The sequence below is a fragment of the Bacillus sp. B.PNR1 genome, from assembly GCF_030386235.1.
In the GTDB taxonomy this organism is placed as follows: domain Bacteria; phylum Bacillota; class Bacilli; order Bacillales; family Bacillaceae; genus Bacillus; species Bacillus stercoris.
Genome location: NZ_JANYMN010000006.1, coordinates 41780 through 55428, shown reverse-complemented (window position 1 = coordinate 55428; position 13649 = coordinate 41780). Strand labels below are relative to the sequence as shown.

Annotated in this window: 14 protein-coding genes; all 14 read right to left on the bottom strand. The window is 43.8% G+C overall.

Going from position 1 to position 13649, the window contains the following annotated elements:
- Positions 1-357: 357 nt before the first annotated feature.
- The gene (gene lysS / locus NZD81_RS21075) at positions 358-1857 is read right to left on the bottom strand and encodes a lysine--tRNA ligase (RefSeq protein ID WP_243572850.1); all 1500 of its coding nucleotides are present in this window, start codon (positions 1855-1857) and stop codon (positions 358-360) included.
- A gap of 91 nt (positions 1858-1948) precedes the next feature.
- A complete protein-coding gene (gene dusB, locus NZD81_RS21070; RefSeq protein ID WP_289861132.1) occupies positions 1949-2950 on the bottom strand; it encodes a tRNA dihydrouridine synthase DusB in 1002 nt (333 codons plus the stop codon).
- A gap of 23 nt (positions 2951-2973) precedes the next feature.
- A complete protein-coding gene (locus tag NZD81_RS21065) occupies positions 2974-3183 on the bottom strand; it encodes a helix-turn-helix domain-containing protein (protein ID WP_014662507.1) in 210 nt (69 codons plus the stop codon).
- Entirely contained in the window at positions 3135-3638 is a 504-nt protein-coding gene (folK, locus tag NZD81_RS21060; protein WP_014662506.1) for a 2-amino-4-hydroxy-6-hydroxymethyldihydropteridine diphosphokinase, read from the bottom strand. The genes NZD81_RS21065 and folK overlap by 49 nt, the downstream gene beginning before the upstream one ends.
- Entirely contained in the window at positions 3635-3997 is a 363-nt protein-coding gene (gene folB, locus NZD81_RS21055; RefSeq protein ID WP_103031383.1) for a dihydroneopterin aldolase, read from the bottom strand. Before folB ends, folK begins: the two co-directional genes overlap by 4 nt.
- Positions 3990-4847, bottom strand: a complete 858-nt coding sequence (folP, locus tag NZD81_RS21050) for a dihydropteroate synthase (protein WP_040081051.1) — start codon at positions 4845-4847, stop codon at positions 3990-3992. Before folP ends, folB begins: the two co-directional genes overlap by 8 nt.
- Entirely contained in the window at positions 4829-5710 is an 882-nt protein-coding gene (gene pabC / locus NZD81_RS21045) for an aminodeoxychorismate lyase (protein WP_103031382.1), read from the bottom strand. The genes folP and pabC overlap by 19 nt, the downstream gene beginning before the upstream one ends.
- On the bottom strand, positions 5710-6294 hold the full coding sequence (gene pabA / locus NZD81_RS21040; RefSeq protein WP_282373900.1) for an aminodeoxychorismate/anthranilate synthase component II: 585 nt from the start codon (positions 6292-6294) through the stop codon (positions 5710-5712). The genes pabC and pabA overlap by 1 nt, the downstream gene beginning before the upstream one ends.
- 13 nt (positions 6295-6307) lie before the next feature.
- Positions 6308-7720 (bottom strand): anthranilate synthase component I family protein, encoded by a 1413-nt coding sequence (locus NZD81_RS21035; protein ID WP_103032377.1) that lies wholly within the window; start codon positions 7718-7720, stop codon positions 6308-6310.
- A 163-nt stretch (positions 7721-7883) separates the two neighbouring features.
- Positions 7884-8810 carry a cysteine synthase A gene (gene cysK, locus NZD81_RS21030; RefSeq protein WP_014662501.1) on the bottom strand — a complete coding sequence of 309 codons (927 nt, stop codon included), beginning with the start codon at positions 8808-8810 and terminating at the stop codon, positions 7884-7886.
- A gap of 75 nt (positions 8811-8885) precedes the next feature.
- Positions 8886-9779 (bottom strand): peptidyl-prolyl cis-trans isomerase, encoded by an 894-nt coding sequence (locus NZD81_RS21025; RefSeq protein ID WP_040081053.1) that lies wholly within the window; start codon positions 9777-9779, stop codon positions 8886-8888.
- Between the two features lie 46 nt (positions 9780-9825).
- Positions 9826-10701: a redox-regulated molecular chaperone HslO gene (hslO, locus tag NZD81_RS21020; RefSeq protein ID WP_014662499.1), complete on the bottom strand. Its 876-nt coding sequence runs from the start codon at positions 10699-10701 to the stop codon at positions 9826-9828.
- Between the two features lie 11 nt (positions 10702-10712).
- Positions 10713-11489, bottom strand: coding sequence for a type III pantothenate kinase (locus tag NZD81_RS21015; protein ID WP_003218395.1), 777 nt, complete (start codon positions 11487-11489; stop codon positions 10713-10715).
- A 192-nt stretch (positions 11490-11681) separates the two neighbouring features.
- A complete protein-coding gene (ftsH, locus tag NZD81_RS21010) occupies positions 11682-13595 on the bottom strand; it encodes an ATP-dependent zinc metalloprotease FtsH (RefSeq protein WP_069150733.1) in 1914 nt (637 codons plus the stop codon).
- Between the last annotated feature and the right edge of the window lie 54 nt (positions 13596-13649).

The following is a 13649-nucleotide window of genomic DNA, read 5'->3' as shown; positions in this document are numbered from 1 at the left end:
AGGCACGCCGCCAGCGTTCGTCCTGAGCCAGGATCAAACTCTCCGATAAAGTAGTTTGACTGACTACGCACATCGCTGTGCGATTTATAAAAAATGAATTAACAGGTACGTTTTGTCTTGTTTAGTTTTCAAAGATCATTTTGTCCACTTCGTTCAAGCGACTTTATTATTATAACTCGTTGACTCAGTGAAGTCAATAACTTTTTTTGAAGTTCTTTTTTCGTTATCGCCTTGTTTAGCGGCAACGAATATTAATATACCACCTTGTAAATAATAGTGCAATAGTTTTTTTGAAGAAATACTAAGAATTTAAAAAGAGCGGTATCCTCCATAGAGAAAGGATACCGCTCTTCTTTATTAGCGTTGTCTCATTTGCGGGAATAACAGCACATCGCGAATAGAAGGGGCATTCGTCAACAGCATCACCAGACGGTCGATACCAATGCCTAAACCTCCTGTTGGCGGCATACCGTATTCCAGAGCTTCAACAAAGTCTTCATCCATTAGATGAGCTTCATCATTACCGGCTTCACGTTCTTTTAATTGGGCTTCAAAGCGTTCTCTTTGATCAATAGGATCATTCAGCTCTGTAAACGCGTTGGCATGTTCACGGCCGACGATAAACAGTTCAAAACGGTCTGTAAAACGCGGGTCCTCAGGGTTTTTCTTAGCGAGAGGAGAAATTTCTACAGGATGCCCGTAAATAAACGTTGGCTGAATAAGCGTTTCTTCAATTTTTTGTTCGAAGAATTCGTTAATGATATGGCCTACTGTCATAGAGTCTTTAATTTCCACTCCATGTTCTTTTGCATATTCACGCGCCTTTTCAACAGTAACCTCTTCCCAGAAATCAACGCCAGTCGCTTCTTTGACTGCGTCAACCATATGGATTCTTTTCCACTCCGGTTTAAGGTCGATTTGCTCTTCCCCGTATTGAATTGTAGTTGTGCCAAGCACTTCTTGGGCGATATGAGCGACAAGGTTTTCAGTTAAGCTCATGATATCTTTATAGTCCGCATATGCTTCGTATAATTCAATCATCGTAAATTCAGGGTTATGGCGTGTAGAGACACCTTCGTTACGGAAAACACGGCCGATTTCATATACTTTTTCTAAACCGCCGACAATTAGGCGTTTTAGGTGTAGTTCAATTGCAATACGCATATAGAGTGGAATATCTAATGCATTGTGGTGAGTGATAAATGGACGTGCAGAAGCTCCCCCAGGAATGCTGTGCATTGTAGGTGTTTCTACTTCTAAGTATCCATGATCATCAAGATATCTTCTCATAGCTTGAATGATCTTGCTTCGGGTAATGAATGTATGTTTGCTGTCCGGGTTTACGATAAGATCCAGGTAGCGTTGACGATAGCGCTGCTCAACGTCTTTTAAACCATGGTATTTGTCAGGAAGCGGACGAAGCGCTTTTGTCAGCAATTCAAAGGAAGTTGCCTTAACAGACAATTCGCCTACATTTGTTTTGAAGACTTTTCCGGTTACGCCGATCAGATCACCAAGGTCAGAAGACTTGAAGATTTCATACTGGTCGTCACCGACACTGTCTTTTCTTACGTAGATTTGGATTTGCCCTTCTAAGTCCTGAATATGAGCAAAGCCGGCTTTTCCTTTGCCGCGTTTTGTCATCATGCGGCCTGCGATTGTAACTTCAATCGCTTTTTCTTCTAACTCTTCTTTGGTTAGATCTTGATATGCCGAAATAACTTCTTGAGACTGATGAGTTCTTTCAAAACGTGCCCCAAATGGATCGATGCCGTTATCTCTCAGCTGATTCATTTTATCGCGTCTGACTTGCAGCTGATCATTCAATTCTTCATGGTTATGCTCTTCTTGACTCATTGTTATCACTCCATTACAGTTATTGTTTCATGAAAAAAGCAGAAAAACTGCCAGCGCAAAACTAGCAGTGAGCAGCAAATAGAGGTGGGTATTATCCTACTTTTGCATTTTGAAGCTCTTTTGCCTCAACTTCAACCGTAAACGCATCTAAAAGCTGTACAAACTCTTCTCTTGTCTCGCAATGATTGATTTCATTACGAACGTTCGCATTGCCTTTTACACCTTTCAGATACCATGCAGCATGCTTTCTCATTTCTCTTACCGCTACGTTTTCACCTTTTAAGTCAATCAGGCGGTCAAGATGCAGTTTGCATACGGCCATTTTTTCGCGTACTTGCGGCTCTTCTTTTAATTCACCTGTTTCAAGATACTGAACCGTACGGTAAATCATCCACGGGTTGCCCAATGCAGCGCGTCCGATCATGACACCGTCTACTCCTGTTTCATCAAGCATGCGCCTTGCATCCTGCGGTGTTTTAACATCGCCGTTTCCGATAACCGGAATCGAAACGGATTGTTTCACTTCCTTGATGATGTCCCAGTTTGCCGTTCCTTCATACATCTGCACTCTCGTACGACCGTGAAGCGCAACTGCTTTACCGCCCGCACGTTCTACAGCTTGTGCATTTTTCACCGCGAAAATATGGTCTTCATCCCAGCCCATTCTCATTTTCACTGTTACTGGTTTATCGACGGCATCTACTACTGCAGAAACCATCTCATAAATCTTATCAGGATCAAGAAGCCATTTGGCTCCCGCATCGCATTTTGTAATCTTTGGCACAGGACATCCCATGTTAATATCAATGATATCAGCAGTTGTGTTCTGGTCTACAAACTTCGCCGCTTCCACAAGGGTATCCTTTTGCCCTCCGAAAATTTGTAGGCTTAGAGGTTTCTCACGTTCATCGATATAAAGCATACCCATTGTTCTTGCATTGTTGTAAAGGATCGCTTTGTCACTGACCATTTCAGCGCATACCAATCCGGCTCCGAATTCCTTTACAGTCAATCTGAACGCAGAGTTGCAGACACCAGCCATAGGCGCGAGCACAACCCGGTTTTTCAATTGAATATCTCCGATTTTGAACAATTTTTCTCCTCCTTTCGTTTGTTCTATTTTTCTGGCGGTGCCAATTCGTCCGCACTTATATTTAAAACATCTGCCGCATCTTGAATGATGACAGCCGACGGCAATCGGTTTCCGCGTTCAATTTCGCCGAGAATAGAAACTGATATACCTAACGCCTTTGCAAATCCTTCTTGAGTATAACCTTTCAGCTTTCTGAATGCACGAATTCGTCTACCCCAGATTTCTGCTTCCATACTCTTACACCTTCTTGGTTTGTTTCAGCGCTTGTAGCCTCTTTTTCAACCTGCTGGCAAATTTCCGCAAGCGGCGCAAGGACAAACAAACGCTCATACATTCTCGGATGCGGAACAATTAGTTGCTCTGTTTCAATATTTTCACGATTAAATAACAAAATGTCAAGGTCTGCCGTCCGCGGCCCCCATCTTACTTCCCTTGTTCTGCCTAATTCGTTTTCTATCTGCTGCGTCAGTTCAAGGAGTTCAAAAGGGTTTAGTGATGTTTTGATTTCAACAGCCATATTCAAAAACTCATCTTGGTCTTCGTATCCGACCGGGTCAGTTTCGTAAATTGACGACACTTTAGTGACTGTCACTGCAGCATGCTGATGCAGCAGGGCCACTGCTTGCCTTAAATACGTTTCTCTATTTCCAATGTTAGATCCAAGTGCAATATAAGCTATGTTGTTCATGACTTTTTTCTCGTGATTTCAATTGCTACTGATTTATAGTGTCCCGGAATTGGCGGATCTGGCTTAATGACTTTCACCGTACATTGCTGAACCGGCTGAAATTGTTTGAGCACAGTTTCGGCAATACGTTCTGCCAGCGTTTCCACCAATTTTACAGGCTCCCCTTCCACGATATCTTTACATACGTGATAGAGCTCAGCATAGTTGATCGTTTGCTCAAGGTCGTCTGTTTGTCCGGCTTTGCTTAAATCCAGCTCAGCGGTTAAATCGACTTTAAACCGCTGGCCAAGTTTGTTTTCTTCTTTGAACACACCGTGATATCCGTAAAACTCCATACCTTCTACATAAACTTTATCCATGGTGCACCCCTCCCTTATTCAGCATCGCGTCCATCATTTTCGACATTCTGGCAATTTGTTTTACATCATGGACCCTGACAATGTCACAGCCTTTTTGAATGCCGAGACACACAGTCGCGCCCGTGCCCTCAGCCCGCTCCTCGGGCGGAAGATCCAGAACACGTCCGATGAATCTTTTGCGGGAGGTTGCCAGAAGAACCGGATATCCCAATCCGCTGAAAATCTCCAGCTTGTTCATCACTGCCAAGTTGTCGTGATAGGTTTTCGCGAAACCGATACCGGGATCAAGAATAATGTTCTTCTCGTCTACTCCAGCCTCAACAGCAATTTTTACACTCTCCATTAAGTCCGACAGCATATCCGGCAATAAGTCATTGTAGTTTCTTTCTGGGCGGTTATGCATGAGAACAATCGGAACATTGTGTTCAGCTGCAACGGAAGCCATCCTCGGATCATGTTTGGCTCCCCAAATATCATTGATAATGGATGCGCCGGCTTTCACAGCTTCATCTGCGACAGAAGCCTTGTACGTATCTACAGAAATAGGAACACCAAGCTCCTTTGTTATTCTCTCAATCACCGGAATGACTCTGGACATCTCCTCATCTTCAGACACGCACTCAGCGCCAGGCCTTGTCGATTCTCCTCCGATATCTATGAGATGGGCACCGTCATCGATCATCTCTTTCGCGTGCAGCAATGCCTTGTCCAAGCTGTCATACTTCCCGCCGTCCGAGAAAGAGTCAGGCGTTACGTTTAAAATTCCCATCACCAGCGTCTTCTCTTTATATGATAAAGCGCTGGGCTTGGTGTGGATGACTTGTGTTTGATTTATCGTTTGCTGCGCCATGCTCTTCCTCCCTTTTCATGTATCATGTTCTTTATCTCTTTTTTATATAGCAATTGAAGAGCGGAGACTGCTTCTCCGCTTTGGCTTCCATAGGTTACTTCTTCTATTTTAGTAAACGGGATGATTTCAAGAACCGAGTTCGTCATCCACGCTTCGTCAGCTGTCAAGAGAGCTTCTAGCTCATATCGGCCCGTTTTGAGATCCAGACCTGCATTCTTTGCATTTTCTATGATAAAACGCCTCGTGACGCCGTCCAGAATACCAGTATCAAGCGATGGCGTATAGATACAGCTGCCTTTTCTCCAGAAGACATTAGATATGATACCCTCTGCAACCGCTCCATCCTTCGTTAAGAATATTCCCTCGACACGGGGGTCATTTCCAATCTCCCGTTTCGCATACATATTATTTAGATAATGATGAGATTTTAACCGGAACGATCCCTCTGGAGTGTTTCTCCGTATCGATAAAACCTTTCCTTCTTTGTGCAATGGGAGGCTTTCTGGTTTCAGCTGATTTACAAAGCATAAAACGGTCGGCTTATCGTACGTCTGGGCGACAAAGCCTTTATCGCTGATCCCCGCTGATATATTCAGTCTGACACGGGCATTTCCATCCTTAATATCATTTAGCTTTAGCAGCTTGTCCAACATCTCAAGGATCTCATGCTTTGAAACAGTATATTCAATTTGCAGATCCTCAAGCGCGCGTTCAAGCCGTTCTATATGCCAATCAATCAAAAACGGACAGCCTTCGTAGAGCCTGAAGGTTTCGAAAACACCGATTCCGTATAAAAACCCATGGTCAAAAGGAGAAAGAACTGCATCTTTCTCCTCCATATACCGGCCGTTCACATATATCATCACGCAATAACTTCCTTGCGGTATGTCTCAATAAAATTTCTGAGCATTTCTTTTCCAAAGGAGGTCATGATAGACTCGGGGTGAAATTGCACGCCCTCTATCGGGAGGTCATTGTGGCGAATAGCCATGATTTCTCCTTCTTTCGTTTGGGCTGTTATTGTAAAACAGCTTGGCAGCGTCTCAGGTTTTACGATCAGCGAGTGGTAACGTGTCGCAACAAGGGGATTCTTCAACCCTTCAAAAATGGTCTTGCCGTCATGCTCGATATCCGAGGTTTTCCCGTGCATAAGCCGTTCTGCCCTAACCACTTCGCCACCGAACACTTGTGCAATGGACTGATGTCCAAGGCACACACCGAAAATAGGAATTTTCCCTGCAAAATGTTTAATGGCTTCGAGGCTGATTCCCGCCTCATCAGGGCTGCACGGTCCGGGAGATATCATCAGAAAGTCCGGAGACAGTTCTTCAATTTCTTCGATTGTGATGCTGTCATTGCGTTTCACAACCAGCTCTTCCCCAAGCTCGCCCAAATACTGTACCAAGTTGTACGTGAATGAATCGTAGTTATCAATCATTAAAATCATTTCTCCGCTCACCTCATCTAATTTTTGTCTCTTCTTTGCTCAGCTCTAACGCCTTTTGCATCGCAAAAGCTTTTTTGAATGATTCCCTGTATTCATGCTTTGGAACAGAATCAATCACAACTCCTGCGCCGGACTGCATAAATGCCTGCCCTCCGGTTGCATAAATGGTTCGAATAACGATATTAAACTGCAGATCGTGATTATATCCAAACCATCCTATAGATCCAGTATAAAGCCCGCGGCGTGTCGGCTCAAGTTCTTCTATAATTTCCATTGTCCTTACTTTTGGTGCACCTGTAATGGTCCCCCCAGGAAACACAGCATGAATAATATCTACAGCATCATACCCATCCTGCAGTTCACCCTGGACGTTAGACACAATGTGCATCACATGCGAGTATTTTTCAATCGCCATGAATTCATTCACGCGCACAGACCCGTAACGTGATACTCTTCCCAGATCATTTCGCTCAAGATCAACCAGCATGACATGTTCCGCGCGTTCTTTTTCGTTGTGGATCAATTCGTTTGCAAGCGCCTCATCTTCTTCATTCGTTTTCCCTCTGGAACGGGTGCCAGCGATCGGTCTCGTCTCTAATCGTTTGCCGTTTTTGCTGACAAGCAGTTCAGGCGATCCGCAAATGATTTGGAAATCAGGCGTTTCTAAATACGCCATGTACGGAGAAGGATTTACTTCTCTCAAGGTTTTGTAAATTTGATATGGATGAGCTGGCAGTGACTGTGACTGCCTTATTGATAGATTAACTTGAAACACATCTCCGTTGGCAATGTATTGTTTGATTTTCTCTACAGCTTGTGAGAATCCATCCTCGGTAAATGGCGCCGCGAAGGAACCATCCGTTTTAGGCTTCATCTCTCGCGAAGGGACAGCGGGAAGCTCAGTCAGCCACATCTGCTCTAACTCAGATAGCTTCACATCCGCTGTTTCCTGGTCAGAACCATTTACATGAGTAATCAGCCATAGAGACTCTTCTTGATGGTCATAAACCGCTATATCATCAAAAACAAGAAAATAAATATCTGGCGTTTCTAGATCATCTAACGAGAGCATTTTAAAATTTTCAATATAACGTGCGTAATCATAGCTGAGAAACCCAATTGCTCCGCCTTGAAAGTCGGGGAACTCATGATTCGTTTCTGTTTCCAGTGTTTTAAACCAGCTGTGGAAAGCCCGTAATGGGTCACCTTCTCTAAACAGCATGTCATCACCATGCTTAATAGTCGTTATTCCGTCTTTTCCTTTTACAGTCGCAATTGGATCAAGACCGGCTATACTGTATCTGCCGCCTCTTGCACTTTCGAGAAGTACATGGTGTTTTCGGGATTGCGCAAGTTTCTCAAATTGTTGTAAGAATGAGTCTTTTTGAAAAGGTACCTTTTTGCCTGCCGGTCTGCGTTGTGCCATTTGTATCATTCCTCTATTTTCTTTTTTGCTTGTTTTCATTGTAAAGCAATGTTGTTAGTGAAAAAAGTGAATTTCTCTTCCAAGAATAACATTCGTCGCAGACATGGCATATTTGATGCACGAAATAAAAAAAACTCCCGGCGTACCGGGAGTTTTGGCTTTTTTAATCGAATTGATACAGCGGCGTGCTTAGATAACGTTCACCGTTACTTGGAATGATGGCCAATACTTTTTTGCCTTTTCCGAGTTTTTTCGCTACTTGAAGTGCAGCATAAATTGCCGCACCTGATGAGATGCCTCCGAGAATTCCTTCTTCACGTGCAGCTCTGCGGGCATATTCGAATGCTTCTTCATTCTTCACCGGGAAGATTTCATCGTATACTTCAGTGTTTAAGATGTCCGGCACGAATCCAGCTCCGATTCCCTGAATTTTGTGGGGGCCTGGTTTTCCTCCTGAAAGCACTGGGGAATCTGACGGTTCAACAGCGTAAATCTTGATGGAAGGGTATGCTTCCTTCAGTACTTCGCCCGCTCCCGTAATCGTTCCGCCTGTGCCAATTCCGGCTACAAATGCGTCAAGCTGGTCGTCACCGAATTGCTCGACGATTTCTTTACCCGTTGTTTGGCGGTGAATTTCTGGGTTAGATGGGTTGTTGAACTGCTGCGGCACAAAGTATCCATGCTTTTCAGCAAGCTCTTCAGCTTTCTGAATGGCACCTTTCATGCCTTCCGCACCAGGAGTCAGCACAAGCTCTGCGCCGTATGCGCGAAGAAGGTTGCGGCGCTCCATGCTCATTGTATCAGGCATAACCAAAATAGCTTTTAATCCTTTAGCAGCAGCAACCATTGCAAGCCCGATTCCAGTATTTCCGCTTGTCGGTTCAATGATTGTATCACCGGCTTTTAATTTTCCTTCTTTTTCAGCCGCTTCAATCATGGCTAAACCGATACGGTCTTTTACACTGCTTCCAGGGTTCATGTATTCAAGCTTTAGATATACATCCGCACTGTTTTCATCTGCAAGGCGATTTAATTTAACGATTGGCGTATTCCCAATTAATTCAGTAATGGAGTTTGCTACACGTACCATTCTCGACACCTCAATTTCCGACTATTTGTATTGGTATTATGTATATAATCTATCAATTTCAAAATTTTTTGTCAATCACTTAGTACTTTTTTCCCCATAAAACCAAGATACATCGGCTTCTTTCCAAAGTGTTTTAACTGTCGCTTTATCGCCAAGCTGATCCATTGCGATTTGCCGTCTGATCTGGTCCTTTACTTCATCATATGAGAATGTTCTTGCTTTTAGTTTTTCTTTAAGCTGGATAATGGCATATCCATTGCTGACCTTGATGGGTTCCTGAGACCATTCATCCGTTTTGAGTGTTTTCGCCTCTTCAATGTATGCTGACGGAATGTTGTCTGATGCCTCTGTGACAAAACCTAAATCTCCGCCGTATGGTGATGTATATCTGTCAGTAGATCTCTCCGCCGCGACAGCTTCAAAGCTTGAGCCGCCTTTCAGTTCTTTCAGGACTTCTCTCGCTTCTTCTTCATCTTTTACAACAATGTGCCGAATTCGATACGAATCATCAAACTGATATAGTTCCTTATTTTTATGATAAAATGATTCCAATTCTTTGTTTGAGATGTCGATATCCCTTGTTAACAATTGTTCAAGGAGGATATTATAACGAATTTGGTCTTTCCACTCTTTCTCAGTCGTATGTTCATCTTCGTAAAAGGAATTATTGACCGCTTTGATCAGCAAAAACTCCCGATCAATTTCGCTTTTGGATACTTTAAGATTGTTCTTTTTGGCCAGCTGCTCAACGACTCGGACATTGATCATATCTTCAAGCGTTGACTTCCCATACTGGTCTTCCATTTCTTTCAGCCATTCTTCTCTTGTCACACTCTTGCCTCCGATAGTCGCAATAGACTCACCGGATGACGATGCGCCGGCTTGGGATTTCGTCAGCGTATACGCAACAGCAATACAGCAAACCAACAGCGCCCCTAAAATAATGGTCCAAATTGTTCTTGATTTCAAACCTGCTTTCAGCCCCTTTTCTCAAATTAAAAACCCGCTAAAGAGCTTAGCGGGTAGTTTGGTCACGAAGCCCTTCCAGCTCTTCTTTTGTAAATAAGTACTTTTCATTACAAAAATGGCATACTGCTTCGGCTTGTCCATCTTCTTCTATCATATCTTGAATTTCTTTTTTGCCTAGTCCTAAAATGGCTGTTTCGAACCGTTCTTTTGAACAAGGACAATGGAATCTGACAGGCATTGTTTCCAAAATCTCTGGTTTCTCACCTAGGACTTCTTCTAAAATTTCTTCGGGTGTCAATCCCTTTTGGATGAGCTTAGAAATCGGCTCAACTTGAGATAGGCGCTGTTCAATTTTTGTGATGGTTTCGTCATCTGTTCCCGGCATCAGCTGAATAATAAAGCCCCCTGCCGCAAGAATGGTATTGTCAGGATTGACGAGCACACCTACACCCACTGATGAAGGTACCTGCTCAGATGACACAAGATAGTAAGTAAAATCATCTCCTAATTCTCCTGAAACGATTTCTACTTGTCCTGTGAAGAACTCACGCAAACCTAAATCTTTTACAACACTTAACGTTCCGCTTGTTCCAACCGCACGTCTGACATCAAGCTTGCCTTGTTCATTTAAATCGAAATGAACTTGTGGGTTAGAGACATAGGCTCTGACTTCTCCTTTGGCATTGGCATCAGCTACAATAGCTCCAATCGGACCTCCGCCCTCGACTTTCACAGTCAGCTTATCTTCGCCCTTCAGCATAGCGCCGAGCATAAGTGAAGCTGTCATTGTGCGCCCTAATGCAGCGGATGCTGTCGGCCACGTACCATGGCGTCTCTGTCCTTCATTTACCATATCAGTCGTTCTCGCTGCATAAGCCCGAACTTTTCCGTCATACGCAAGTGCTTTTACTAAATAATCCATTACAAAACCTCCTATACACTTCCTACGCGGTTTCTTTCATAAATCAATTCCAGCCCTTTTAGGGTTAGGAATGGATCAACGATATCAATACAATCTGATTCGTTTGCAATGAGCGGCGCCAGTCCTCCTGTCGCAATGACCTTTGGTTCCTGTTTTGCCTGCCATTTCATTCGCTTAACGATTCCTTCCACTTGGCCGACATAGCCAAATAAAATTCCAGATTGCATCGCGCTTACAGTGTTTTTTCCGATAATATTGTCGGGCCGGGTAATTTCGATACGCGGTAGCTTCGCTGCACGTGAGTAAAGCGCCTCTGTCGAAATTGTAATCCCAGGAGCGATCGCCCCGCCCATGTATTGTTTGTTTTCGTCAATATAGCAGTACGTTGTGGCTGTTCCAAAATCAACGACAATTAATGGATTGCCGTATAAGTGTATCGCAGCGACAGCATTTACGATTCTGTCTGCCCCCACTTCTTTCGGATTGTCGTATTTTATATTTAAACCAGTTTTCATACCCGGACCGACAATTTGCGGTTCGATATGAAAGTATTTTGTGCACATTCTTTCTAACGCAAACATGATTGGCGGCACTACTGATGAAATAATGATGCCATCTATCTGTTCAAACATAAGCCCGGAATGCTCAAATAACGAGCGTAAAATCATTCCAAACTCATCTTCTGTTTTATGCCTGCTTGTTTCTATACGCCAGTGATATTCTAATTTTCCATCATGATATACACCAAGTACAGTATTGGTGTTCCCAACATCGATAACCAGTAACAACCTCTATCACCACTTTTGAATAGTTTCTCTACTTTACTTTTTACAAACATTCTACAATACCATACACGATCAGCGGCTCATTTGTAAACAAATCGATACCAGAATTGGATGATTGTAAAAGACGCAGCTGAGCCCATCATTTACATAAAAAAACTGCCAGCGTCAGCCGACAGTTTTTAGAGAGAAAGCGAATTATTCTTTCGTATCGTCTTTCTTTTCTTCTGTTTTTGTCAGAATGTTTACTTTCACATCATCATTCTTCTCATCATCAGAGAAATTGCGTTCTGGCAATGATCCGTGATCGACAAGGTGTTTGATTTGTTCAGCGTCAAGCGTTTCAACTTTCAGAAGCGTTTGGGCAATCAATTCAAGCTTGTCACGATTTTCAGTCAGGATTTGTTTCGCGCGCTCATAGCACTCTTTGATAATGCGCTGAATTTCCTGATCAATTTCGTAAGCGATTTGATCACTGTAGTTCTGTTCGTTGTTGAAATCACGGCCTAAGAATACCTGACCGCCCTGAGACTGTCCAAATTGCAACGGCCCCAGTTTTTCTGACATACCGAATTCCGTAACCATTCGTCTTGCAATATTCGTCGCACGCTGGAAGTCATTGTGCGCTCCTGTGCTGACTTCACCGAAGATAATCTCTTCAGCAACACGCCCGCCCAAGAGGCCGACAATTTTATCAAGCAGCTCCGGCTTCGTTTGGAAGTAACGGTCTTCTCTTGGCAGCATAACAGCATAACCGCCAGCCTGACCCCGAGGTACAATCGTTACTTTATGAACCATGTCTGCCTCATCTAAAACGAGTCCGATAACAGTGTGTCCGCCTTCGTGATAAGCCACGATATTGCGTTCTTTCTTGGAGATAACGCGGCTCTTCTTAGCAGGTCCGGCAATTACACGGTCCGTCGCTTCGTCAATATCACGCGCATCGATTTTTTTCTTATTTTGACGAGCCGCCACAAGCGCAGCTTCATTCAAGAGATTTTCTAAGTCAGCGCCTGAGAAGCCTGGTGTTCTCATGGCAATTGATTTAAGGTTAACCGTTTCATCCAGCGGTTTGTTTCTCGCATGGACTTTCAATACAGCTTCACGGCCAATGACATCTGGACGATCCACTGTGATTTGACGGTCAAAACGTCCCGGACGAAGTAAGGCTGGGTCCAAGATGTCCGCACGGTTCGTCGCAGCAATGATGATAATTCCTTCATTAGCGCTGAATCCGTCCATTTCAACAAGCAATTGGTTTAGCGTCTGTTCACGTTCATCGTGTCCGCCGCCGAGACCCGCTCCACGCTGGCGTCCCACTGCGTCAATTTCATCAATAAAAATCAAACATGGCGCATTCTTTTTCGCATTTTCAAACAAGTCACGCACACGGGAAGCACCGACACCTACAAACATTTCAACGAAATCAGATCCGCTGATGCTGAAGAAAGGTACACCGGCTTCACCTGCACAAGCCTTGGCGAGCAATGTTTTACCGGTACCCGGAGGTCCGACTAAAAGCACGCCTTTCGGTATTCTGGCGCCAAGCTCGGCAAACTTGCGGGGATCTTTCAGAAACTCAACAACTTCAACGAGTTCTTGCTTTTCTTCGTCAGCCCCTGCAACGTCTTTAAATTTGACGCGTTTCTTTTCCTCTGTATACAGCTTCGCCTTACTCTTACCAAAGTTCATGACACGGCTGCCGCCGCCTTGAGCCTGATTGAGCAGGAAGAAAAACAGAATAAAGATAATAACAAACGGGATGATGGTCGTCAGGAATGTCACCCATCCGCTTGTTTCTTGAGCGGGATCAACCTTTACGTCCGTTTTTTTCAAAGCGTTAAATATCTGGTCTGCTCCCTTTCCTTCAGGAACATGAGTCAAAAAGTATTGATCTTTGTCGTAGTTTTTCAGCTGCCCTTTTACCTCATAAACACCTCTGACAGGCTGAACCGATACGCTATCAACTTTCCCGTCATCCAGGTTTTTGATGAACGTACTGTACGACATATTTTCTGTTTTCGGATTTGAGGTCTGGAAGTAGCTCACAACCCCGATTACTACTAATAAAATAAGTAAATAAAAAATGGTATTACGGAAGACCCGATTCATTCCTTACCTCCTCCCACAGTAAGCACAACTATGTTCAATAGTACCATAGAAAAT

What these genes read in the sequence shown, in the direction of transcription:
- lysS (WP_243572850.1), bottom strand. Translation starts at nt 1,857, where the DNA reads ATGAGTCAAGAAGAGCATAACCATGAAGAATTGAATGATCAGCTGCAA.
- NZD81_RS21065 (WP_014662507.1), bottom strand. Translation starts at nt 3,183, where the DNA reads ATGGAAGCAGAAATCTGGGGTAGACGAATTCGTGCATTCAGAAAGCTG.
- folK (WP_014662506.1), bottom strand. Translation starts at nt 3,638, where the DNA reads ATGAACAACATAGCTTATATTGCACTTGGATCTAACATTGGAAATAGA.
- folB (WP_103031383.1), bottom strand. Translation starts at nt 3,997, where the DNA reads ATGGATAAAGTTTATGTAGAAGGTATGGAGTTTTACGGATATCACGGT.
- folP (WP_040081051.1), bottom strand. Translation starts at nt 4,847, where the DNA reads ATGGCGCAGCAAACGATAAATCAAACACAAGTCATCCACACCAAGCCC.
- pabC (WP_103031382.1), bottom strand. Translation starts at nt 5,710, where the DNA reads ATGATATATGTGAACGGCCGGTATATGGAGGAGAAAGATGCAGTTCTT.
- pabA (WP_282373900.1), bottom strand. Translation starts at nt 6,294, where the DNA reads ATGATTTTAATGATTGATAACTACGATTCATTCACGTACAACTTGGTA.
- NZD81_RS21035 (WP_103032377.1), bottom strand. Translation starts at nt 7,720, where the DNA reads ATGGCACAACGCAGACCGGCAGGCAAAAAGGTACCTTTTCAAAAAGAC.
- cysK (WP_014662501.1), bottom strand. Translation starts at nt 8,810, where the DNA reads ATGGTACGTGTAGCAAACTCCATTACTGAATTAATTGGGAATACGCCA.
- hslO (WP_014662499.1), bottom strand. Translation starts at nt 10,701, where the DNA reads ATGGATTATTTAGTAAAAGCACTTGCGTATGACGGAAAAGTTCGGGCT.
- ftsH (WP_069150733.1), bottom strand. Translation starts at nt 13,595, where the DNA reads ATGAATCGGGTCTTCCGTAATACCATTTTTTATTTACTTATTTTATTA.